Raw genomic sequence first — 23,551 nt, 5'->3', positions numbered from 1 at the left:
TTCCGTTTTTCTATCCGGTGCCTGGCTGACACTGTCGATATCTCAGGGCCAGACGACGTCATAGCCGAACTCGTTTTTGTTGCCCGACAGCTTGAGTATTGGCAAGGCAGCTGCCTCGACCCTGTCGATCAGCTGGTCGTATTCGAACTTGTTGGCGCGTCCGGCATGGGTGTCCGCTTCGATGCGCTCGGCACTGGCTCCGGCCATTTCGCTGATGTCGGTGACTTTGGCGCCTTTGGTCTGGGCGCTGTTCAACAGCCAGATGCGCTCGGCATCAAGTCCTTTGCGGGTGACTGAAATCAGGCCCTCGAAGTCGTCGGAGGGAAACCAGGTCGGCGGTGTGTCGCGGGCCGTGGCGTTGAACATCATGTTTTCTTCGTGGGGGACGACTTCCAGATTGCGTGTGTCCAGGACGTACACGAACATTTCCGTCTGCTGCGTGCGTATGGGTTCATAGCGCCGCTCATGGTCCCACGCCACCGGGCTGTCCGGGTCGGACCAGTCGGACGTTGCACGGTTCGACGAATCACTGGCGTCGCTCGCGTCGCTTTCCGCGCCGCTGGCATCAGGGTCGCGGCCCGGATATTTGTGGGTCTGGCTGTTGTAGAGCAGGTACTCGGGGTCCGGTGCTCTGGCGTACATCTGGCCTTCGTTGAGACTGAAGGTCGCGCTGATCGGCTTGTGCGTGGTGGCGCCCGGTTCGTGATGGTAGCGGGGCAGCATGGTGCCATCATTCGCCAGTTCGAACGGCGTACGCTCGTCACCGCGAAACAGTGCGGGAATGTCGGTACGGTACAGGCAGTTGTTCTTGTTACGCAGATAACCAAGTTTGCTCAGCAGCGCTTCGCGGACCTCGGGGGTCAGGCTGTCCTCGGCGTGGTACCAGTCGTGACGGGCATTGCGCTTGAGGTTGAGCTGCTGGACCGCGTCGCTGGCGAACTGTTCGAGGCGTTGCGGATTGTCGATGTCCTCGAGCAGGCGCTTGTGTGTCTGCGCCCATGCCGGGATCGCCAGATCGTTTTGCATGTCCCGTTGCAGGCGGGTCAGTTGATCGGGCAGCAGGTTCCAGGACTGCAGAAACGTCTCGCGCTCCTTCAAGGTCATGGTCGGTTGCAGCCAACGCAAGGAGCCTCGCAGCAAGTCAGTGACCGGGTTGCCCGTGCTCGTCGGTTCGGCCCATTGCGGTGGCTTGCCGGCGGTTTGGGCTTCTACGCGAAAGCGCGTGATGTCCTGCCCCTGTAAACCATACAACTGCCAGATTTCACGGTCGGTCCAGTGCTTGAGGTGAGTCGGTTGTGCGTTGAATCCGCCCACCGGAGGTTCGACCCGCATCAGATTGCCGTGGGCGTCTTTGAAGGCAAATTGCGGGTCGTCGTCGCTCGATCTCAAAAGCGGCTGAATTTCGTAATAGCCTTGGGCATCCGGCGAACGCATCGACGTGCGGTAGCGGCTTGGGTCGATGGGCATAGCCACCGGAGTCGGGCGTGGACGTTTGGCGGCGGGAGCGCCGCCGGGCTGTTCGCTCGCGGTCACGATGGGGCGTTTCGGAGCAGGCTGCTCCGTCAGCCGCCAGGTCGGGCTGTCGGCATTTTTATACAGGCGCGGGCCGGAGGGAACGCGCTCGGTCAACCGTTTGCTGTGCCAGATGCCCGAATCATCCTGGCCCACGTGAGTGGTCTTGACGATGCCTTCGAGTTCGACGTCGACAAATCGTCTGCCAACGATCCAGCGAAATCCGTCGTCGTCTGCTGGCTTCATGCCCCGCAGAAAATTGTCGGGCAACCAGTAATCATGCCCCGAGCCATGGGGCTGCAGCATATGTGTGCCTGGTGTCGGCATCTGGAAGATTTCAACCGCAGGTGTCCGTGAATGCTCCGCGACGATTTGCGGGGCGACAGCGCTGTTCGGGGCTGTCGTCTCGCCGGGAACAGGCCTGTGGAATAACCCTGGGGCAGCACCATCCGGTTGACGTGGCGGGGGAGTAACCGATTCGGTCTGATGCGAAGTTGTCACGGGTGGTTTGCGAGGTAGTTTGGGACTCATGGGGGTGCTCGAAACTGATTAGAGATTAAAAACATTGTTCAGACAGGTGCAATGTTTGTCTTTGTGAGCGTTAAGTTGAATGTCAAGTTGCGGCTCGGTTAAAGCAATCTAACGGCTTTTCAACAATATGAAAGGCTCTGTTGGGCAAAGGAGAACTTGATTGTGTAACTTGGATTTTGTATTTGTTTCGAGCAGGGAATGGTCTGGTTTTAACTAAGAAAGTTAACCGGGAGGGAGTAATCAGGAGTAGGCAATTAACGCCGCTCTTGTCGGAATATTCCTAAAGAGCGGCGTGCAATGAACAATGCTTGTAATGGCTTTATCAGTAGGCGTATCGCAACAGCGTATGCGGCAGGTGGCGCAGCACGAAGAAACCGAACAGGGCCAGCATCGACGGCAGGATCAGCCACCAGATCCTGAACGGCATCGGGTTGAGCGAAATCTGCCGCTGGCTCAGCCACAGCATGGCGGCGCAGACGCACGTGGCGAGCATTGCGCCGGCAAGGATGTCGGTCGGCCAGTGTGCTCCCAGATACACCCGCGACAGCGCGATCGCCATGGCCGGGATGCAGGCGATCAACAACCAGGTCAGGCGCATGCGCGGCGGCTGACCACGACCGGCCAGCACACCCAGCGTCAGGAACAACGCGAATGCGCCCGACGCGTGGCCGCTGGGCATGCTGTAGGTGGTCAATGGATCGCTGAGCACGTCCGGCCGTACGCGGGCAAAAAAGTATTTGGTCCCGGTGTTCGCCAGGGCGGTGACCAGTAGCGTGGCGCCGGCGAACAGCGCCTGACGCCATTGTTTGCACAGCAACAGCAGCACGACGAGCAGGGCACTGAACAGCAACATGTTGCGGAACTCGCCAATCAGGGTCAGCACGACCGCGATCTCATCCAGCGCTGGCTGGCGATGCTCCTGCACCAGCGTCATCACGCCATTGTCGAGGGCGCTCAGGTACGGAAAACCGGCGAACAGGCCGATCAGAATCAACAGGCTCATGCTGCTGATCCAGACAGTGGCACGGCGATGGCGGCGCAGGCTGCTGTTGACGCTCAGGCCGACCATCACGGCAATACTGGCGGCGACAATCCCGGCTTGCATCCAGAAGCCTTCAGGCAATGGCAGGCGGAACGCGGCGCCTGTGGCCCAGCCCGGCAGCAGATACGCCAAGCTCCAGCCTGCTGCGGCGAGCAGGCTGACGGCGAAGAAGCGCGGGAAGGGCATGTCGCACATGCCGGCGACCATCGGCAGCATGGGTCGCAGCGGGCCGATGAAGCGTCCGACCAGCAGGCTGGCGATGCCATAGCGCTGGAAATACGACTCGGCGCCGGCCATCCATTCCGGGTGGTGGCGCAGCCCGGGCAGACGGCGGATGTTCTGGTGGAAGTGGCGGCCGAGGAAGTACGAAATCAAATCGCCGAGGATGCCGCCGAGAAAGCCCAGCAGCAGCGTTTCGCTCAACGACAGTGCGCCGCTGCCGGCCAGCACCGCTACGGCAAACAGCAGTACCGTGCCGGGCACGATCAGCCCGGCGATCGCCAGGCATTCCACGCACGCAATGATGAAAACCGCAGCGGCCAGCCATTGGGGGTTGGCGCCCAGCCACCCGGTGATGCTATCGAGCCATGGGCCCATACAGAAAAACTCCAGACTATTGATGATCCCTGTAGGAGCTGCCGAAGGCTGCGATCTTTTGATCTTGTCTCTCAAAAGCAGACAAGCAGGATCAACAGATCGCAGCCTTCGGCAGCTCCTGCACAAGCAGGCATTTACAGCAAGACGTAATCCCGGCCTTCGACCTGACCCCGTCGCAGCGGGTTCCGCGTGCACCATTGCGCATACGTGGCATCAACGAAGCGGTACATCAAGTGCTCGTCCCGGCCCAGCGGAATGCCCAGTCGGGTGGTTTGAATGATGTGCGTGGGCGCAGGTCCAGTGTCCTCGACCAGCAACAATTCATGATCAAAACGCTTGGCGTCCCACATCGGTACTTTCAAACCCAGGGCCTTGCACAACAATGTCTGCCCGGCGCACAACTTCTGCGTCGGACGCGGCCGGCCCTGGGCATCGGGATTGTTCAACAGCATCTGCGCGAGACTCGCCGGACCGCTGACCTCATCGATCCACGGATACGCGGATTTGATCAGCACCGCATTGCCCGGTCCTTGTGCGCTGAAGTTCAGTGAATCGCCACCCCGGGCGTAGTACATATAGATGTGCCCGCCATCCAGAAACAACGCCTTACGTTTTTCTGTGTAGCCGAGGGAGGAGTGGCTGCCTTTTTCCGCGCAGTAATACGCTTCGGTTTCGATGATTCGCGCGCTGAGCCACAGGTCGCCGACCCGGTGGCGGATGACTTTGCCGAGCAGGTCCTGCGCCAGAACCTGGGCATCACGGTCGAAAAAATTGTCCGGCAGGCCCACGGGCAGGCACGTGGGATCAGGTTGCAGAGGCACGTTGGTCATGATGGGCAAGGGTTGTCCAGACTCAAGAGGTCGTGATGATAGCAACGCTCAGCTTAATTACGTCTGAACGATGGCCCCATTGCAGCTGATTTCGACCATCCGCCCGTCACCGCTGTTAGTCCCGGGACGCGACAGCTATAATCTGCCGCTTTCCTCTTTGCCAAGACCCCAGCAGACCATGACTGAGTCCGTTCTTGACTACATGACCCGATTGGGTCGCGCCGCCCGCGCTGCCTCCCGGGTCATCGGTCGCGCCAGCACTGCGCAGAAAAACCGCGCCCTGCAGGCTGCCGCCAGTGCCCTGGACGCTGCCCGCGCCGAGCTTGCCGCAGCCAATGCGCAGGATCTGGCCGCCGGTCGTGCCAACGGCCTGGAGCCCGCCTTGCTGGAACGTCTCGAACTGACTCCGGGGCGTATCGACGGCATGATCACCGGTTTGCGTCAGGTCGCGGCACTCCCGGATCCGGTCGGTGCGATCCGCGACATGAACTTCCGTCCGTCGGGCATTCAGGTCGGCAAGATGCGCGTGCCGCTGGGTGTGATCGGGATCATCTACGAATCCCGCCCGAATGTGACCATCGATGCTGCCAGCCTGTGCCTGAAGTCCGGCAACGCGACGATTCTGCGCGGTGGCTCCGAGGCGATTCATTCCAACCGGGCGATTGCTGCGTGCATTCAGCGCGGTCTGGCCGAGGCCGAACTGCCGGCCGCCGTCGTGCAAGTGGTGGAAACCACCGATCGCGCCGCCGTCGGCGCGCTGATCAGCATGCCCGAATACGTTGACGTCATTGTGCCCCGTGGCGGCCGTGGCCTGATCGAACGCATCAGTCGCGATGCCCGCGTGCCGGTGATCAAGCATCTGGACGGCATCTGTCACGTTTACGTCAGCGAACACGCAGACCTGGCGAAAGCGCAGCGCATCGCCTTCAACGCCAAGACTTACCGTTATGGCATCTGCGGCGCGATGGAAACCCTGCTGGTCGGTCAGGCTGTTGCCAAAGATTTCCTGCCGGCAGTGGCCGCGCAGTTCCGCGAAAAAGGCGTCGAGCTGCGTGGCTGCGAGCGCACCCGGGCGATCATCGAGGCTGTAGCGGCCACCGAGGATGACTGGCACACCGAGTACCTGGCGCCGATCCTGTCGATCCGCGTGGTCGACGGCCTGGATCAGGCGATCGAACACATCAACCATTACGGCTCCCATCACACCGACTCGATCGTCAGCGAAAACCTTGCCGACACCCGACGGTTCGTGGCCGAAGTCGATTCGGCGTCGGTGATGATCAACACGCCGACCTGCTTTGCCGATGGATTTGAATACGGATTGGGTGCCGAGATCGGCATTTCTACTGATAAGCTGCACGCCCGCGGCCCGGTAGGGCTCGAGGGGCTGACCTGCGAGAAGTACATCGTAGTCGGCGATGGCCAGTTGCGCGGCCAGGCGACGGTCTGAATTGACCGACCTCGACCTGACAGCGCCGCACACCGGCAGCGAGCCGCGCCCGCCGCGCATTGGCGTGCTGGGTGGTACGTTCGACCCGGTGCACATCGGCCATTTGCGTGGCGCGCTGGAAGTTGCCGAAGCGCTGGCGCTCGACGAACTGCGCATGATGCCCAGTGCTCGACCGCCACATCGCGATACACCGCAGGTGTCGGCGCAGGATCGGTTGGCGATGGTCGAGTGCGCAGTGGCCGGATTGCCGCCGCTGGTAGTGGACGCCCGCGAATTGCGGCGGGACAAACCGTCCTGGACCATCGATACCCTGGAGTCGCTGCGCGCCGAAATGGCCGCCGAGACCCAGGTTTTTCTGCTTTTGGGCTGGGACGCATTTTGCGGCCTGCCCACTTGGCACCGCTGGGAAGAGTTGCTCCAGCATTGCCACATCCTGGTGCTACAGCGCCCGGACGCCGACAGCGAACCGCCGGATGCCTTGCGCAACCTGCTGGCAGCGCGTTCGGTGAGCGACCCGCTGGCCCTGAAAGGGCCGAGCGGACAGATTGCATTCGTCTGGCAGACACCGCTCGCGGTTTCCGCCACCCAGATCCGTCAACTGCTGGCCAGCGGTAAGTCGGTACGTTTCCTGGTGCCCGACGCGGTCCTGGCCTACATCGATGCGCACGGTCTGTACCGTGCGTCGAACTGAACAAGGCGTGCTTCACTGATACGAATCACCGTATCCCAAGCCGCCGAATACATGAGCAAAACGAGTTTTATATGACTGACAAAGATCTACCGAAAGTAAAGCGCAAAGGCACGTTCAAGAGCGCGCCACTGCCTGAAGCGGTCAACACCAACGAGCCGCTCAAGGGCGACGAACTGGTCAAGATTGCCGTCGCCGCGCTGGAAGACGTCAAGGCCCAGGACATCCAGATCATCGATGTGCGCGACAAGCAGAGCATCACTGACTACATGATCATCGCCACCGGTACCTCCAATCGCCAGATCAACGCGATGCTGGACAAGGTTCGCGAAGAAGTGAAAAAGCAGGGCGCCAGGCCGCTGGGCGAAGAAGGCAAGGGCGACAGCGACTGGGTGCTGCTCGACCTCGATCTGGTGATCGTGCACATGATGACCGCCTCGGCGCGTCAGTTCTACGATCTGGAGCGCCTGTGGGCCGGTGCCGAGCAAAGCCGCGCGGCCGATGCCAAGCACCACAGCCCGGAAAACACCCACGAGCATTTCACCAAGCTCAACAAAGACCAGTTCTAAGGGATTGCTGTGCGACTGCGCCTGATCGCCGTCGGTTCACGCATGCCCAAGTGGGTGGAAGAAGGCTGGCATGAATATGCCAAGCGTCTTCCCTCCGAACTGGCGCTGGAACTGGTGGAAATTCCGCTCAATACCCGTGGCAAGAATGCCGACGTGGCCCGTTTCATCCGCCAGGAAGGCGAAGCCATGCTGGCCAAGGTCGGGCACAACGAGCGGATCGTCACGCTGGAAGTTCACGGCAAGCCCTGGAGCACCGAGCAACTGGCGGTCGAACTCGACCGCTGGCGCTTGGATTCGCGCACGGTCAACTTCATGGTCGGTGGCCCGGAAGGGCTGGCGCCGGAAGTCTGTGCCCGCGCCGATCAGCGCTGGTCGTTGTCGCCGCTGACCTTGCCGCACCCGCTGGTGCGGATTCTGATCGGCGAACAGTTGTACCGTGCCTGGACCGTGTTGTCCGGTCACCCTTACCACAAGTAAGCCTGCCCTCATGTCTCAGCCGATCCGCATCAAGGACCACGAAAAGGACGCCCGTCTGGTGCGCAGCCGCGTCGTGTTCGGTGCGATTGTGATCGTGATGCTGATCGGTGTGCTGATCGCTCGTCTGTATTACCTGCAGGTGATCCAGTACGAGTACCACTCGACCCTGTCGGAAAACAACCGCGTCCACGTGCAGCCGATTCCGCCGACCCGCGGGCTGATTTTCGACCGCAACGGCGTGGTCGTTGCCGACAACCGGCCGAGTTTCAGCCTGAGCATGACTCGCGAGCGCTCCGGCGACTGGCAGCAAGTGCTGGACGTTATCGTCGAGGTGCTGGAGCTGACGCCCGAGGACCGGGTGATCTTCGAGAAACGCATGCGTCAGGGGCGCCGGCCGTTCGAGCCGGTGCCGATCCTGTTCGAGCTGAGCGAAGAACAGATCGCGCGGATCGCGGTGAACCAGTTCCGTCTGCCCGGCGTGGAAGTGGTTGCGCAACTGGTCCGGCATTATCCGCAGGGCGCGCACTTTGCCCACTCGGTGGGCTACATGGGGCGGATCAACGAGAAGGAGCTGAAAAGCCTCGATCCGGTCAACTATAGCGGCACCCACCACATCGGCAAGACCGGCATCGAGCGCTTCTACGAGCCGGAGTTGCACGGTCAGGTCGGTTACGAGGAAGTCGAGACCAACGCCCGTGGACGCGTTCTGCGCGTGCTCAAGCGCACCGATCCGATTCCCGGCAAGGACATTGTCCTGAGCCTCGACATCAAATTGCAGGAAGCCGCCGAGGCCGCACTGGGTGGGCGTCGGGGTGCGGTGGTGGCGCTCGATCCGAAAACCGGCGAAGTGCTGGCGATGGTCAGTCAGCCGAGTTTCGACCCCAATCTGTTCGTCACCGGCATCAGCTTCAAGGCCTACGCCGAGTTGCGCGATTCCATCGACCGGCCACTGTTCAACCGGGTGCTGCGCGGTCTGTACCCGCCGGGCTCGACGATCAAACCGGCGGTGGCGATTGCCGGTCTCGACGCCGGCGTGGTCACGGCCTCCAGCCGGGTGTTCGACCCCGGTTACTACATGCTGCCGAACTACGATCACAAATATCGCAACTGGAACCGCACCGGTGACGGTTTCGTCGACCTCGACACGGCGATCATGCGGTCCAACGACACCTACTTCTATGACCTGGCGCACAAGCTCGGGATCGATCGGCTGTCGACCTACATGAACAAGTTCGGCATCGGCCAGAAGGTCTCGCTGGACATGTTCGAAGAATCCCCCGGGCTGATGCCGTCCCGCGAATGGAAGCGTGCGACCCGCAAACAGGCGTGGTTCCCCGGCGAGACCCTGATTCTGGGGATCGGCCAGGGCTACATGCAATCGACGCCACTGCAGCTGGCCCAGGCCACTGCGCTGGTGGCCAACAAAGGCATCTGGAATCGTCCGCATCTGGCCAAGTCCCTCGACGGGGTGAAGCCGGTGGATGACAACCCGATGCCGAACATCGTCCTGCGCGACCCGTCCGACTGGAACAAGGTCAACCACGGCATGCAGCAGGTGATGCACGGTGCCCGTGGTACTGCGCGCAAAGCGGCGATCGGCGCGCAATACCGCATCGCCGGCAAGTCCGGTACCGCGCAGGTGGTGGCAATCAAGCAGGGCGAAAAATACGACCGCTCCAAAGTCCAGGAGCGCCATCGCGACCACGCCTTGTTCGTCGGTTTCGCCCCGGCCGATGATCCGAAAATCGTCGTATCGGTGATGGTCGAGAACGGTGAGTCCGGTTCCGGTGTTGCCGCGCCCGTGGTGCGCCAGGTCATGGACGCCTGGTTGCTCGACCAGAACGGCCATCTGAAAGCCGAGTACGCCAGCCCAATCACTGCGGAGGCCACGGCCCGTGATGAATAACTTCGATCGCATGCTCTCCAGCGAGGATGTGATGCGTCGCCGCGCGACGTTGCTGCAACGCCTGCATATCGATGGTCCGCTGTTGATCCTGTTGCTGATCCTCGCCGCCGGCAGCCTGTTCGTGTTGTATTCGGCCAGTGGCAAGAGCTGGGATCTGCTTGGCAAGCAGGCCACATCGTTCGGCATCGGCCTGGTGGCGATGATCGTCATTGCCCAGTTCGAGCCGCGTTTCATGGCCCGCTGGGTGCCGCTCGGTTATGTGATCGGTGTGGTGTTGCTGATCGTCGTCGACATCATGGGTCACAACGCCATGGGCGCAACGCGCTGGATCAATATCCCCGGGGTGATTCGCTTCCAGCCTTCGGAGTTCATGAAAATCCTCATGCCGGCGACCATCGCCTGGTATCTGTCCAAGCGCACCTTGCCGCCGCAGCTCAAGCACGTCGGCATCAGCCTGATGCTGATCGGCGTGCCGTTCATTCTGATCGTGCGCCAGCCGGATCTGGGCACCTCGTTGCTGATTCTGGCCGGTGGCGCCTTCGTCCTGTTCATGGGCGGCTTGCGCTGGCGCTGGATTCTCAGCGTGCTTGCGGCAGCCGTGCCGGTGTCGGTGGCGATGTGGTTTTTCGTCATGCACGACTATCAGAAGCAGCGCGTGCTGACCTTCCTCGATCCGGAAAGCGATCCGCTCGGCACCGGCTGGAACATCATTCAGTCGAAAGCCGCGATCGGTTCTGGCGGCGTGTTCGGCAAAGGCTGGCTGCTCGGCACCCAGTCGCATCTGGACTTCCTGCCGGAAAGCCACACTGACTTCATTATTGCCGTGCTCGGCGAAGAGTTCGGTCTGGTGGGTATCTGTGCGCTGTTGCTGATCTATCTGCTGTTGATCGGCCGAGGGCTGGTGATCACCGCCCAGGCGCAGACGTTGTTCGGCAAATTGCTCGCCGGCGCGTTGACCATGACTTTTTTTGTTTACGTTTTCGTCAACATCGGTATGGTCAGTGGCCTGTTGCCGGTCGTGGGGGTGCCGTTGCCGTTCATTAGCTACGGAGGAACTTCGCTGGTGACGCTGCTGTCAGCGTTTGGGGTTTTGATGTCGATCCATACCCATCGCAAGTGGATCGCACAGGTTTGAATAAGGTGAACAGTGCAATGCAAGTAATGCGTGGCTGGGCGACTCGATGCGCGCCGCTGGTTGGCCTGATGGGCTTGCTGGGGAGTGTGCAGGAAGCGCTGGCCGGCGATTATGAAGGCTCGCCGCAGGTGGCCGAATTCGTCGGCGAAATGACCCGCGACTACGGTTTCGCCGGAGAACAACTGATGGGTGTGTTTCGCGAGGCAGAGCGCAAGCAGTCGATTCTCGACGCCATCTCCAGACCCGCCGAACGGGTCAAACAGTGGAACGAATATCGCCCGATGTTCATTACCGACGCGCGCATCGCCCGCGGTGTGGACTTCTGGCGTCAGCACGAGGCGACCCTGGCCCGTGCCGAGCAGGAATACGGCGTGCCGGCACAAGTCATCGTGTCGATCATCGGCGTCGAGACCTTTTTCGGACGTAATACCGGCAATTTCCGGGTAATCGATGCTTTGTCGACCCTGGGTTTCGACTATCCTCCCCGGGCCGAATTTTTCCGCAAGGAGTTGCGTGAGTTCCTGCTGCTGGCCCGTGAAGAGCAGGTCGATCCGCTGACCCTGAAAGGCTCGTACGCCGGGGCCATGGGCCTGCCGCAGTTCATGCCGAGCAGCTTTCGTGCTTATGCGGTGGATTTCGACGGTGACGGCCACATCAATATCTGGAACAACCCGGACGATGCCATTGGCAGCGTCGCCAGCTACTTCAAGCGTCATGGCTGGGTCGCCGGGGAGCCTGTGGTCAGCCGCGCCGATGTACGCGGCGAGCAGGTCGATGAAGGCCTGACCACTGGCATCGAACCGGTTAAAACGGTCGCAGAGTTGCGGGCGCTGGGCTGGTCAAGTCATGATGCGCTGCGCGATGATATGCCGGTTACCGCATTTCGCCTCGAAGGCGACAACGGCCCTGAATACTGGATGGGCCTGCAGAATTTCTACGCGATCACGCGTTATAACCGCAGCGTGATGTACGCCATGGCCGTACATCAACTGTCTGAACAGCTGGTACAAGCACGGGGCGTCAAGTAATGCAGGCATTGCCTAACCATAAACCCCTGAAGCTGGTGGCTTTCGCTGCGTTGGCAGTCCTGGTCGCCAGCTGTACGACCAGCCGCACGCCGACGCAGAAAACACCGTCCACCGCTGTCCGCGCCCAACCGGGCCTGGACATCAACCGCGCGCACAAAGACGGCGCGCCGTGGTGGGACGTCGACGTTTCGCGCATCCCCGATGCAACGCCGACCCTGCACACCGGCCCGTACAAGGCCAACCCGTACACCGTGCTGGGCAAGACCTACTTTCCGTTGCAGGAATCCAAGACCTACGTGGCTTCGGGCACGGCGTCCTGGTATGGCACCAAGTTCCATGGCCAGAACACCGCCAACGGCGAAGTGTATGACCTGTACGGCATGAGTGCCGCGCACAAGACTTTGCCACTGCCAAGTTACGTTCGGGTGACCAACCTGGACAACAACAAGACCGTGATCCTGCGCGTCAACGACCGTGGGCCGTTCTACTCCGATCGCATCATCGATTTGTCCTACGCGGCGGCGAAGAAGCTCGGTTATGCCGAAACCGGCACCGCACGGGTCAAGGTCGAAGGCATCGATCCGCAGCAATGGTGGGCCGCCAAGGGCCGTCCGGCGCCACTGATGCTCAACGAGCCGCAAGTGGCGCAGAATAGCGCCCCGGTGATCACCGCATCGGCCGGCACCGTCGAACAGTGGACGCCGCCACCGCAGCAACACGCGGCGGCCGTGGTGCCGGTGCAGATCGATGCAAAAAAAAACGCTTCTGCACCAGCGTCTGGCCAGTATCTGCAGGTGGGCGCGTTCGCCAACCCGGACGCTGCCGAACTGCTGAGGTCGAAGCTCAGCGGGATGGTGAGCGCTCCGGTGTTCATCAGTTCGATCGTGCGCAATCAGCAGACCCTGCACCGGGTACGCCTGGGGCCGATCGGCTCGCCGGGTGAGATCGCCCAGGTGCAGAACAGTGTGCGTCTGGCCAATCTGGGTTCGCCCAGCGTGGTCACCGAGTAATACGTAGACCTTGATTGACGGTTCACTTGCGGTATTCGGGGGGTGAACCAGGTTGTTGGCTCGTCGAAGAACAAAAGCCCGGCAAGGGTGACCGGAGTGAGCAACTGAACACGCGATGGCTCGTTAGAAAGTCATCTGATTAAATTTTGTCCGCAAGGGCAGTTTCCATTAGCGATTTCGAGAGACGGATGAACATCACCACCTTTGCCAAACGCCTGTGTCTGCTAGTCCCGCTGCTCCTCTCGCCAGCCGCTTTTGCGGCCGAGATGATGCCGTCGCCACCACAACTGGCCGCCAAGGCCTACGTTCTGATGGATGCCAGCAGCGGCAACGTGCTGGTCGAAAACAACGGCGACCAGCGTCTGCCACCGGCCAGCCTGACCAAGCTGATGACCGCGTACATCGCGACCCTGGAAATCCGTCGCGGCCAGATCGGTGAAAACGACCCGGTGACCGTCAGCGAAAACGCCTGGCGCACCGGCGGTTCGCGGATGTTCATCAAGGTCGGCTCGCAGGTGACTGTCAGCGACCTGCTGCACGGCATTATCATCCAGTCCGGTAACGACGCCAGCGTCGCTCTGGCCGAGCACATCGCCGGCAGCGAAGACGCGTTCGCCGACCTGATGAACAAGACCGTCACCGAACTGGGCATGACCAACACCCACTTCATGAACCCGACCGGTCTGCCGAACCCTGAGCACTATTCGTCGGCGCACGACATGGCGATCCTGGCCCGCGCGATCATCCACGAAGACCCGGCTCACTATGCGATCTACTCGCAGAAAGAGTTCTTCTGGAACGGCATCAAGCAGCCTAACCGCAACCTGCTGCTGTGGCGCGACAAGACCGTTGACGGTCTGAAAACCGGCCACACCGATGAAGCCGGCTACTGCATGGTGTCCTCGGCGGTACGTGACGGCCAGCGCCTGATCGCCGTGGTGTTCGGCACCAACAGCGAAGTGGCCCGTGCCGCTGAAACGCAGAAGCTGCTGACCTACGGTTTCCGCTTCTTCGAAACCCAGACCTTCTACCAGAAGGGCACTGAACTGGCGCAGGCGCCGGTATGGAAAGGCACTACCAGCCAGGTCAAGGCCGGCCTGGCACAGGACCTGACCATGACCCTGCCGAAGGGCCAGTTGAAGAAGCTCGCTGCCAGCATGACCATGAACCCGCAACTGGTCGCGCCAATCGCCAAGGGCGATGTGATCGGTAAAGTCGAAGTCAAACTGGACGACAAGGTGGTGCACAGCGCCGACCTGATCGCTCTGGATGGCGTCGAGGAGGGTGGTATCTTCCGCCGCATGTGGGATAGCATCCGCCTATTCTTCTACGGCTTGTTCAACTGATTTGTGTTGACCTGCATGGCCCCGCCCCGATCCGGTGCGGGGCCATGTGCGTTACCACGGCTTGTACTCTAGAGGCCGTTACGCCATGACCGATACCGAAGTAAAGGCGCCAAAGATCGAATTTCCCCAGACTGATTATCCGATAAAGGTGATCAGCGATACGGGTGTTGGCAACAAGGACAAGATCATCGAGATCGTTCTGAAACACGCGACCATCAATGATGAGCGCATCGACGAGCGCTCGAGCAGCAACGGTAAATACACCACCATTCAGTTGCACATCGTCGCCACCGATCAGGATCAGCTGTACAACATCAACAGCGAATTGCGGGCGACCGGCTTCGTGCACATGGTGTTGTGATGCACGGCACGCTGGGCTTTCGCGAGCTGGGCCAGATGGCTTACGAGCCGGTCTGGCATGCCATGCAACGCTTTACCAACGAACGTGGCAGCAATGCCGCCGACGAAATCTGGCTCGTCGAGCACCCACCGGTGTTCACCCAGGGGCAGGCGGGCAAGGCCGAACACCTGTTGCTGCCGGGAGATATTCCGGTAGTGCAGGTCGATCGTGGCGGCCAAGTGACTTATCATGGCCCCGGGCAATTGGTGGCTTATCTGTTACTGGATGTGCGCAAGCTGGGTTTCGGCGTGCGCGATCTGGTCAGCCGCATGGAAGCCTGCCTGATCGAACTGCTGGCCAGCTACGGCGTCACCGCCGCCGCCAAGCCAGATGCTCCCGGCGTGTATGTCGATGGAGCGAAAATCGCTTCTCTGGGTTTGCGCATTCGCCACGGTTGTTCCTTTCATGGCCTGGCCCTGAACGTGGATATGAACCTGGAACCGTTTCGACGGATTAATCCCTGCGGCTACGCCGGGCTGGCGATGACCCAGCTGAGCGATCACGCAGGATCGATTGAATTTGCCGAGGTAAGTGCCCGGCTGCGCGCGCAGCTCGTCAAACACCTCGACTATGCTGAGCAGACGACCCTCACGGGCGGAATCGACTGATATGACTACTGATGCAGTGCAAACCATGATCCCGACGCTCGACGTGACCGAGCGCCCGGCCCCGCGTCCCAAGGTTGAAGCCGGCGTCAAGCTGCGCGGCGCCGAGAAGGTTGCACGCATCCCGGTCAAGATCATCCCGACCACCGAACTGCCGAAGAAACCTGACTGGATCCGCGTGCGCATCCCGGTATCGCCGGAAGTCGACCGCATCAAAAGCCTGCTGCGTAAACACAAGTTGCACAGCGTCTGTGAAGAAGCATCCTGCCCGAACCTCGGCGAATGCTTCTCCGGCGGCACCGCGACGTTCATGATCATGGGCGACATCTGCACCCGGCGCTGCCCGTTCTGCGACGTTGGCCACGGTCGTCCGAAGCCACTGGACGTCAACGAGCCGGAAAGCCTGGCCATCGCCATCGCCGACCTCAAGCTCAAATACGTGGTGATCACCTCGGTAGACCGCGACGACCTGCGTGACGGCGGTGCCCAGCACTTTGCCGACTGCATTCGCGAAATCCGCAAACTGTCGCCGAACGTGCAGCTCGAAACCCTGGTTCCGGACTACCGTGGCCGCATGGACATCGCGCTGCAAATCACCGCGGCCGAGCCGCCGGATGTGTTCAACCACAACCTGGAAACCGTGCCGCGCCTGTACAAGGCAGCGCGTCCGGGTTCGGACTACCAGTGGTCGCTGACCCTGCTGCAACGCTTCAAGCAGATGATGCCGCACATTCCGACCAAGTCCGGCCTGATGCTGGGGCTGGGCGAGACCGATGACGAGGTCATCGAAGTCATGAAGCGCATGCGTGAACACGACATCGATATGCTGACTCTCGGTCAGTACCTGCAACCGTCGCGCAGCCACTTGCCGGTGCAGCGTTTCGTGCACCCGGACACCTTCGCCTGGTTTGCCGAGGAAGGTTACAAGATGGGTTTCAAGAACGTTGCGTCGGGCCCGCTGGTACGTTCTTCGTACCACGCGGACGAGCAGGCGAAACTGGTCAAGGCCGAGCTGCTGGGCTCCTGATTCAGCGCTGAAGCAAGAATGCCCGCCGGGGTTCAGCACCCGGCGGGCATTTTTTTGCCCGGCTTACATTCGCTGCTGATTTTTCCTTCAATGCGCGGCGTGTCAGACCCTCTTCTGTTTGTCGCCGTTCCTGACTACTGTGTGAGCATCAGTTCACAGGGAGACCCAAGGATGACCGTTCGACCGACCCATACGCTTTGCCCGCATCGGGCGGTGCCCGCACTGCCCTCGGAAGGGCTGATCGGCGTCATTGCACCGGCCGGCCCAGGTACTCTGGACACTGATAAGGCGATGCAGTGGATGCGCGCTCGCGGCTATGCACTGAAGGTCTTTCCCGGCGTTTACGAGAAGGTCGGCTATCTGGCCGGCAGCGACGATGTACGCCTGCGCGATCTGCACGCGGCGTTCGCTGATCCTGAAGTCGACGCAATTATTTGCCTGCGCGGTGGCTACGGCACGCCGCGTCTGCTGGACCGTATCGACTACGACCTGCTGAGTCGTCACGCCAAGCCTTTCGTCGGCTACAGCGATATCACTGCGCTGCACCTGGCGATCAGTCGTTACGCCGGTTTTGTGACCTTTCACGGGCCGCTGCTCAATGCCGACCTGCTTGGTGACAAAGAGCCGCCGACGGTCACTTCGTTTTTCGCCATGCTGCGCGGGCAAATGAAGACGGGGAGTGTGCTGAGCCATCCGGCGGCGTATCCGCTGGCGACCGTCGAGCCTGGCATTGCCCACGGGCGTTTGCTCGGCGGCAATCTGGCGATGATCGCAGCGACCTTGGGTACGCCCTACGAGATTGCTGTCGAAGGAGTGATTCTGTTCATCGAGGACATCAACGAGCCGCTGTACCGCATCGACCGTCTGCTGACCCAGATGCGTCTGGCCGGCAAGTTGGCCAGACTGCGAGGTGTGCTGGTCGGTGATATCGCTGGAGTGGATGTCGACGCGTTGAATCGCTTGCTCAAGCAGACGTTTGAGCCGTTGCGGATTCCAGTGTTGTCGGGCTGGCGCAGTGGCCATTGTGATCCGAACCTGACGCTGCCGTTGGGCGCGCTGGTGCGGCTGGATGCGGGGAAGCAGGAGTTGATGCTGGAGCAGGATGTGGTCATCCGATAATTCGGGTGAGGCAAAAAAGATCGCAGCCTTCGGCAGCTCCTACATGGGATTGACGAGCGTCCTGTAGGAGCTGCCGAAGGCTGCGATCTTTTGATTTGTTCTATTGGCTACGCAGGCTCTCAAGCAACTTGTGCGTCGGATAACCATCCGCCGGCCACCCCAGCGCTTGCTGTGCGCTGCGAATCGCTTTGCGGGTGTTGGCGCCGATAATCCCGTCAGCCGTGCCGGCATCGTAGTTACGCGCGCTCAACAGCGTTTGCAGTTCGATGCGTTCGGTACGGCTCAGCGGCAAGTCGTCTTTTGGCCAATTGCCACTGATCAGGCCAGCGCCCTGGAAACGCTCGGACAACAGACTCACCGCCAGCGCATAGGAAGACGAGTTGTTGTACTTGAGGATCGCCCGGAAGTTGTCGAGGATCAGAAACGCCGGGCCGCGATAGCCGGCGGGCAGCAGCAGCGCCGCAGGCAGTTGCTCTGATCCGGCTGGCACCTGCGCGCCATTGGCCAGGTTCACCCCCAGTTGCCGCCATTGGGCAACGCTCTTGCGAATCGCACCATCCGCCAGAGTGAAATCGAAACCGCTGGGCAGTTGCACTTCGAAACCCCACGGCTGGCCACGCTGCCAACCCGAGCTCTGCAGGTAGTGGGCCGTCGAGGCCAGCGCATCGGCCGGGCTGCCCCAGATGTCGCGGCGACCGTCACCGTCAAAATCCACGGCATGAGTGTTGTAGGTCGTCGGAATGAACTGGGTCTGCCCCATCGCACCGGCCCACGAGCCAAGCATTTTTTCCGGGGTGATATCACCCTGTTGCAGAATCTGCAGGGCAGCGATCAATTGTGCGTGAGCGAAACCCGGGCGACGCCCTTCATAGGCAAGGGTGGCCAGTGAGTTGATCACCGACTTGCTGCCCTGGAACTGCCCGAAGTTGCTTTCCATGCCCCACACCGACACCAGCGCCTGACGGTCGACGCCGTAACGCTGTTCGATACTTTGCAGGATGTCGGCGTACTGGTTGATCAACGCCTGACCTTTGCGCACGCGCAGCGGCGATAGCGCGCCATCGAGGTATTCCCACACCGGGCGGGAAAATTCTGGCTGACTGCGATCAGCGCGAATCACGCTGGCATCGAAGCTGACATTGGCAAATGCCTGATCGAACAGCTCAGGGCGAATCCCGGCGGCGAGGGCATCCTTGCGGAAACCGGCCTGCCATTCGGCAAAGGTCTGGGTCGGTTGAATATCGAGCGGATCAGCGGACGGCACTACCGGCGGGATAATCGCTGGGGCCGTGGGCACGGGAGCGGCTTGAAGCGGTTGTGCATCGGCGGCGGTGGGTTTTTCCGCGCAGGCGACAAGCAGAATGAAGCTGGAGGCAGCGATCAATTGGCGAACGGGCCAACGACGGGAAAGACTTGGGGGCATGCACAGTTCCAGGGGAAACGAGTCAGGTGCAGACCTTAACATGAGCGGGGGGTGGTGCGCTTCAGGCAGCCAGAAAGTAAAAAGCCTCCCGGTTGTCAGACCGGAAGGCTTCGCGACGGTAGCTGCCTTTGCCCTTGGCTGGTCGTTCCTGACGGCTGCGGAACAAGGGCTGGGCGACGATGGATTTGGCCTTGTTGGGGCCGTGTTTTGCTGGTTTTTTGCTCATGAGGGTTCTCTCGAGTGCGTGGGTTTTGCGCCGCAGATAATCTGCTCATGCTAAAGAAAAGTCAAAAGATCGCAGCCTTCGGCAGCTCCTGCACCGATCCCTGCAGGAGCTGCCAAAGGCGCGATCTTTTGATCTTACTCGGCAGGCAAAGACAGGCGTTGGCCTGACATCAACAGAGCCAGCCGACTCAGGCTCATCCACGGCGAACCTGCCGCCTGACCCTTGATCTGCGCATCGATGCGCTGGGCTTCGAGCAACAGCTGTGCCCAGCGAGACGCCGAGTAGCGTTGCAGCGCTTTACTCATCAACGGTTTGCGCTTGTCCCAGACCGGCGGCTTCGACTGGCTGAAGCACTTGTCCAGCGGCGTGCCCTGGCTGTATTGCAGCGAGATATTGGCCAGCAGGCGCAACTCCCGCGCCAACGCCCAGAGGATCACTGGCGGCTCGACGCCTTCGCCGCGCAGACCTTCGAGCATGCGCAACGCGTGCGCCGGTTCGCCGTTGAGCACCGCATCGGTCAGGCCGAACACGTCAAACCGTGCACTGTCGGCCACGGCGGCCTGTACGGTTTCGACGGTGATCTGCCCGCCTTCGGCCATCAGTTTGAGTTTTTCGATTTCCTGCGCGGCGGCGAGCAGGTTGCCCTCGACACGCGCTGCAATCAATTCGACGGCGTCCTGGCTGGCCGAGAGGCCTGCCTGAGACAAACGTTGGCGAATCCAGCTCGGCAACTGATTGGCATCCACCGGCCAGATCTGCACGAACTGGGTCTGCTGACCTTCGACCAACGCCTTGCCCCACTTGGTTTTCTGCGCACTGCCGTCGAGCTTGGGCAGGCTGATCAGCAGCAGCGTGTCTTCGGCGGGGCGCGAGCAATATTCGATCAATGCTGCGGCGCCTTTGTCACCGGGCTTGCCTGAGGGCAGGCGCAGTTCCAGCAGGCGTTTTTCGGCGAACAGCGACATGCTCGCGCCGGCCAGCAGCAGCGAGCCCCAATCGAAATTGGCGTCGGCAGCGAATACCTGACGTTCGTCAAAACCTTGCTGGCGTGCAGCAGTGCGGATGGCGTCGGCAGCTTCCTGACACAGCAGCGGATCATCGCCGCTGATGACGTAGACCGGCGCGAGGGCGCCTTGCAGGTGTTTGCCGAGTTGAGCGGGAGCGAGCTTCATAAGGAAAGGACAGCGGGGCGCCTGAGCGCCCCGACCGTCTTACTGCTGCGGAATTTCGAGCGGCGACTGACGCGGGGTTTCCGCTTCAGCCTTTTGCGCCGCTTCCAGCGCATCAGCCTCAGCCTTGGCGCGGTCATTGGCGGTCTGCTGCAGCTGCTGCAACTGACCTGGCGTCAGTTGTGACAGGCGCAGCATCATGCGCTGAACCAGCTCCCGGCGGGTTTCACGACGCGCGTCGTTGGCTTCCTGATCGGAACCGACAAGGTTGTTGCCGTCGTGAATAAAGACTTTCTGCACTTCCAGCTTGTCGCTGAGCAGTGACAGATTGTTCTCGCCGCGGATGTCATAGCTCAGCACGGTGCTGACTTGATATTCACCGGTACGACCGGCCCCGGCATAGCTGAGGATGCGCTGGCTTTCCTGCTCGTCAGCCAGGAACAGCTTGTAGGGCGCACCGCTGTAGACCTTGACGCCGCTGGACTCCAGCACCTGACGCAGTTGCGTCACGGTTTCGCCGTAGGCGTTGCGCGCGCTCAGGTCGAGCTCCTTGATCGACAGCTCGTTGCTGCCGGTACCACGCAACTGGAAACCGCAGGCGCTCAGCAGAACGGCGAGGCCCATCACCAGCAGGTTGCGTTTGATCATTGTATTGCTCCCCTTGAAACCAGGTGAGCCGCCTCTGCGGCCCGAAAGGTTTTACTGGGTGCCAGGCGAACCCGGCACCCGATCCAATTTAGCTGGCGACGATGTTGACCAGTTTGCCCGGCACCACGATCACTTTGCGAATGGTCAGGCCATCGACGAAGCGCAGCACGTTGTCGTTGATGCGCGCGGCGGCTTCGATTTCTTCGCGGGTGGCGCTGGCCGGCATTTCGATCTGCCCGCGCAGCTTGCCGTTGACCTGAATGACCAAGGTCAGGTTGTCCTGCACCAGGGCACTCTCGTCGACAGCCGGCCAGCCCGCATCGATCACGGCATCGGCGTGACCCAGCTGCTTCCACAGTTCGTGGCTGATGTGCGGAGTGATCGGCGCCAGCAGCAGGGTGACTGCTTCCAGGCCTTCTTGCAGCAGCGCACGATCCTGCCCGGTGCTTTGCGCAGCTTTTTCCAGCACGTTCATCAGCGTCATCACTTGGGCAATGGCGGTGTTGAATTTGTGGTTCTGACCGACATCGTGACTGGCCTGCTTGATGGCCAGGTGGATGGCGCGGCGTACGTTTTTTTGCTCGTCGCTCAGCCCGGCAACGTCCAGTTTGCCCGGCAAGCCTTGACTGACGTGGGCTTGCGCCAGGCGCCAGACGCGCTTGAGGAACCGATGCGAGCCTTCAACGCCGGAGTCCGACCATTCCGCGCTCATGTCAGGCGGCGAGGCGAACATCATGAACAGGCGGCAGGTGTCGGCGCCGAACTGGTCGATCATCGACTGTGGGTCGACGCCGTTGTTCTTCGACTTGGCCATCTTCTCGGTGCCGCCGATTTCCACCGGCAGGCCGTCGGATTTCAGCTTCGCGCTGATGACCTTGGCTTTGCTGTCACGCTCCAGTTCTACGTCGGCCGGGTTGAACCAGGTGTAGGCGCCGTTGGCTTCACGACGATAGTAAGTCTCGGCGATCACCATGCCCTGGGTCAGCAGGTTCTTGAATGGCTCGTTGGAGCTGACCAGACCTTCGTCACGCATCAGCTTGTGGAAGAAGCGTGCATAAAGAAGGTGAAGAATGGCGTGTTCGATGCCACCGATGTATTGATCCACAGGCAGCCAATGGTCGGCTGCGGATTTCTCCACCAGACCACCTTCGAAGTGCGGCGACGCGTAGCGGGCGTAGTACCACGACGACTCGACGAAAGTGTCCATGGTGTCGGTTTCACGCTTGGCAGGCGCACCGCATTTCGGGCAGCTGCACTCATAGAACTCGGGCATGCGTGCCAGCGGCGAACCGGCGCCGTCCGGCACCACGTCTTCCGGCAGCACGACAGGCAGTTGATCTTCCGGCACCGGCACGTCACCGCACGCGGCGCAGTGGATGATCGGGATCGGGCAGCCCCAGTAGCGCTGGCGGCTGATGCCCCAGTCGCGCAGACGGAACTGGGTACGCGAAGCGCCGAGGTTTTTCTTGATCAGGGCGACTTCCATGGCGTCGAACGCGCCGGCGAAGTCTAGGCCGTCGAACTCACCGGAATTGATCAGCGTGCCGTGCTCGCCGTAGGCGTCTTGCCATGGGGCCGGGTTGGTGTCACCGGAGCTGGTACGCACGACCGTTTTCACCGGCAGGTTGTACTTGTGGGCGAATTCGAAGTCGCGCTCATCGTGCGCCGGGACGGCCATGACCGCGCCGTCGCCGTAGTGCATCAGTACGTAGTTGGCGACCCACACCGGCAGTTTTTCGCCAGTCAGCGGGTGCTCGACGAACAGGCCGGTCGGCAGGCCTTTCTTTTCCTGGGTGGCGACGTCGGCTTCAGCGACGCTGCCGCCCTTGCATTCAGCGATGAACGCTTGCAGTTCAGGGTTGTTCTGCGCGGCCAGGGTGGCCAGCGGATGCTCGGCGGCGACGGCGACGTAGGTTGCGCCCATCAGGGTGTCCGGGCGGGTGGTGAAGACTTTCAGGGTGCCGGCTTCGCCGATCGAATCGACGTTGTACGGGAACTGTACTTCCATGCCACGGGACTTGCCGATCCAGTTGCGCTGCATGGTCTTGACCTGCTCAGGCCAGCCAGTCAGTTCGTCGAGGCTTTCCAGCAACTCGTCGGCGTAGGCGGTGATCTTGAAGTAGTACATCGGGATTTCGCGCTTTTCGATCAGCGCGCCGGAGCGCCAGCCGCGTCCGTCGATCACCTGTTCGTTGGCCAGTACGGTCTGGTCGACCGGATCCCAGTTCACGGTGCCGTTCTTGCGGTAGATCACGCCCTTTTCGAACAGGCGAGTGAACAGCCATTGTTCCCAGCGGTAGTAGTCCGGCTTGCAGGTGGTCACTTCACGGGACCAGTCCACCGCGAGGCCGAGACTGCGCAGTTGCGACTTCATGTAGGCGATGTTTTCGTAGGTCCACTTGGCGGGCGCCACGTTGTTCTTCATCGCGGCGTTTTCCGCCGGCATGCCGAACGCATCCCAACCCATCGGTTGCAGAACGTTCTTGCCCTGCATGCGCTGGTAGCGCGAGATCACGTCGCCGATGGTGTAGTTGCGCACGTGGCCCATGTGCAGCTTGCCGCTGGGGTAAGGGAACATCGACAGGCAGTAGTAGGTTTCCTTGCCTGGCTGTTCACTGACTTCAAAGGACTTTTGCTCATCCCAGAACGACTGGGCGGCGGCTTCGATCTCACGTGGCTGATATTGTTCGTGCATGGCTACTTTTGTACTGGATAGGGGTGGCCTAATCCTCTTCGACGGCGGCATTCGGGATGGCCCGGGTGCGCTGGAAGTGGAATGACAGGAAGCGCCGTAGCATACATGACCGCGCTTG

The 23,551-nt window shown here is 61.2% G+C and carries 21 protein-coding genes; 13 read left to right on the top strand and 8 right to left on the bottom strand.

The window, feature by feature from the left end:
- Positions 1 to 42: 42 nt before the first annotated feature.
- From VNV36_RS14595 to VNV36_RS14585, 3 genes are all read right to left on the bottom strand, one after another.
- Entirely contained in the window at positions 43 to 1,818 is a 1,776-nt protein-coding gene (locus VNV36_RS14595; protein WP_325718388.1) for a hypothetical protein, read from the bottom strand.
- A 547-nt stretch (positions 1,819 to 2,365) separates the two neighbouring features.
- A complete protein-coding gene (locus tag VNV36_RS14590) occupies positions 2,366 to 3,682 on the bottom strand; it encodes a bifunctional DedA family/phosphatase PAP2 family protein (RefSeq protein WP_325718387.1) in 1,317 nt (438 codons plus the stop codon).
- A gap of 134 nt (positions 3,683 to 3,816) precedes the next feature.
- Entirely contained in the window at positions 3,817 to 4,512 is a 696-nt protein-coding gene (locus tag VNV36_RS14585) for a DNA-3-methyladenine glycosylase (protein WP_325718386.1), read from the bottom strand.
- A 178-nt stretch (positions 4,513 to 4,690) separates the two neighbouring features.
- Here VNV36_RS14585 and VNV36_RS14580 point away from each other — a divergent pair, with 178 nt between their 5' ends.
- The 13 genes from VNV36_RS14580 (at position 4,691) to VNV36_RS14520 (ending at position 17,272) form a co-directional block, all read left to right on the top strand.
- Entirely contained in the window at positions 4,691 to 5,962 is a 1,272-nt protein-coding gene (locus VNV36_RS14580) for a glutamate-5-semialdehyde dehydrogenase (RefSeq protein WP_325718385.1), read from the top strand.
- Positions 5,931 to 6,653 carry a nicotinate-nucleotide adenylyltransferase gene (gene nadD / locus VNV36_RS14575; protein ID WP_414705516.1) on the top strand — a complete coding sequence of 241 codons (723 nt, stop codon included), beginning with the start codon at positions 5,931 to 5,933 and terminating at the stop codon, positions 6,651 to 6,653. The genes VNV36_RS14580 and nadD overlap by 32 nt, the downstream gene beginning before the upstream one ends.
- 71 nt (positions 6,654 to 6,724) lie before the next feature.
- Entirely contained in the window at positions 6,725 to 7,219 is a 495-nt protein-coding gene (rsfS, locus tag VNV36_RS14570) for a ribosome silencing factor (RefSeq protein ID WP_325718383.1), read from the top strand.
- 9 nt (positions 7,220 to 7,228) lie between these two features.
- Entirely contained in the window at positions 7,229 to 7,696 is a 468-nt protein-coding gene (gene rlmH / locus VNV36_RS14565) for a 23S rRNA (pseudouridine(1915)-N(3))-methyltransferase RlmH (protein WP_011063671.1), read from the top strand.
- 10 nt (positions 7,697 to 7,706) lie between these two features.
- Complete coding sequence (mrdA, locus tag VNV36_RS14560; RefSeq protein WP_325718382.1) at positions 7,707 to 9,602, top strand: penicillin-binding protein 2; 1,896 nt, start codon at positions 7,707 to 7,709, stop codon at positions 9,600 to 9,602.
- 31 nt (positions 9,603 to 9,633) lie between these two features.
- The gene (gene rodA / locus VNV36_RS14555) at positions 9,634 to 10,737 is read left to right on the top strand and encodes a rod shape-determining protein RodA (RefSeq protein ID WP_051600793.1); all 1,104 of its coding nucleotides are present in this window, start codon (positions 9,634 to 9,636) and stop codon (positions 10,735 to 10,737) included.
- Positions 10,738 to 10,754: 17 nt separating this feature from the next.
- A complete protein-coding gene (mltB, locus tag VNV36_RS14550; protein ID WP_325718381.1) occupies positions 10,755 to 11,765 on the top strand; it encodes a lytic murein transglycosylase B in 1,011 nt (336 codons plus the stop codon).
- Complete coding sequence (locus VNV36_RS14545; protein WP_325718380.1) at positions 11,765 to 12,775, top strand: septal ring lytic transglycosylase RlpA family protein; 1,011 nt, start codon at positions 11,765 to 11,767, stop codon at positions 12,773 to 12,775. The genes mltB and VNV36_RS14545 overlap by 1 nt, the downstream gene beginning before the upstream one ends.
- Before the next feature lie 188 nt (positions 12,776 to 12,963).
- On the top strand, positions 12,964 to 14,121 hold the full coding sequence (locus tag VNV36_RS14540; RefSeq protein WP_325718379.1) for a D-alanyl-D-alanine carboxypeptidase family protein: 1,158 nt from the start codon (positions 12,964 to 12,966) through the stop codon (positions 14,119 to 14,121).
- An 85-nt stretch (positions 14,122 to 14,206) separates the two neighbouring features.
- Positions 14,207 to 14,482, top strand: a complete 276-nt coding sequence (locus VNV36_RS14535; RefSeq protein ID WP_064589396.1) for a DUF493 domain-containing protein — start codon at positions 14,207 to 14,209, stop codon at positions 14,480 to 14,482.
- Positions 14,482 to 15,129 (top strand): lipoyl(octanoyl) transferase LipB, encoded by a 648-nt coding sequence (gene lipB, locus VNV36_RS14530; RefSeq protein WP_325718378.1) that lies wholly within the window; start codon positions 14,482 to 14,484, stop codon positions 15,127 to 15,129. The genes VNV36_RS14535 and lipB overlap by 1 nt, the downstream gene beginning before the upstream one ends.
- A 25-nt stretch (positions 15,130 to 15,154) precedes the next feature.
- Complete coding sequence (gene lipA, locus VNV36_RS14525; RefSeq protein ID WP_325718456.1) at positions 15,155 to 16,153, top strand: lipoyl synthase; 999 nt, start codon at positions 15,155 to 15,157, stop codon at positions 16,151 to 16,153.
- 171 nt (positions 16,154 to 16,324) lie between these two features.
- Positions 16,325 to 17,272 carry a S66 peptidase family protein gene (locus tag VNV36_RS14520; protein ID WP_325718377.1) on the top strand — a complete coding sequence of 316 codons (948 nt, stop codon included), beginning with the start codon at positions 16,325 to 16,327 and terminating at the stop codon, positions 17,270 to 17,272.
- 100 nt (positions 17,273 to 17,372) lie between these two features.
- On the opposite strand, the gene VNV36_RS14515 is transcribed toward VNV36_RS14520, so the two are convergent.
- The 5 genes from VNV36_RS14515 to leuS form a co-directional block, all read right to left on the bottom strand.
- Positions 17,373 to 18,695 carry a lytic murein transglycosylase gene (locus VNV36_RS14515; protein ID WP_325718376.1) on the bottom strand — a complete coding sequence of 441 codons (1,323 nt, stop codon included), beginning with the start codon at positions 18,693 to 18,695 and terminating at the stop codon, positions 17,373 to 17,375.
- Positions 18,696 to 18,756: 61 nt separating this feature from the next.
- Positions 18,757 to 18,921 carry an alternative ribosome rescue factor ArfA gene (gene arfA / locus VNV36_RS14510; RefSeq protein ID WP_016773035.1) on the bottom strand — a complete coding sequence of 55 codons (165 nt, stop codon included), beginning with the start codon at positions 18,919 to 18,921 and terminating at the stop codon, positions 18,757 to 18,759.
- A 134-nt stretch (positions 18,922 to 19,055) separates the two neighbouring features.
- A complete protein-coding gene (gene holA / locus VNV36_RS14505) occupies positions 19,056 to 20,093 on the bottom strand; it encodes a DNA polymerase III subunit delta (RefSeq protein ID WP_325718375.1) in 1,038 nt (345 codons plus the stop codon).
- 39 nt (positions 20,094 to 20,132) lie between these two features.
- Complete coding sequence (locus VNV36_RS14500; RefSeq protein WP_325718374.1) at positions 20,133 to 20,738, bottom strand: LPS-assembly lipoprotein LptE; 606 nt, start codon at positions 20,736 to 20,738, stop codon at positions 20,133 to 20,135.
- A gap of 88 nt (positions 20,739 to 20,826) precedes the next feature.
- Positions 20,827 to 23,433 carry a leucine--tRNA ligase gene (gene leuS / locus VNV36_RS14495; protein ID WP_325718373.1) on the bottom strand — a complete coding sequence of 869 codons (2,607 nt, stop codon included), beginning with the start codon at positions 23,431 to 23,433 and terminating at the stop codon, positions 20,827 to 20,829.
- Positions 23,434 to 23,551 lie beyond the last annotated feature (118 nt).

The sequence above is a fragment of the Pseudomonas sp. genome (assembly GCF_035554175.1).
Lineage (GTDB): Bacteria > Pseudomonadota > Gammaproteobacteria > Pseudomonadales > Pseudomonadaceae > Aquipseudomonas.
The sequence above is the reverse complement of the archived record's forward strand: the minus strand, read 5'-3'. Positions and strand labels throughout refer to the sequence as shown.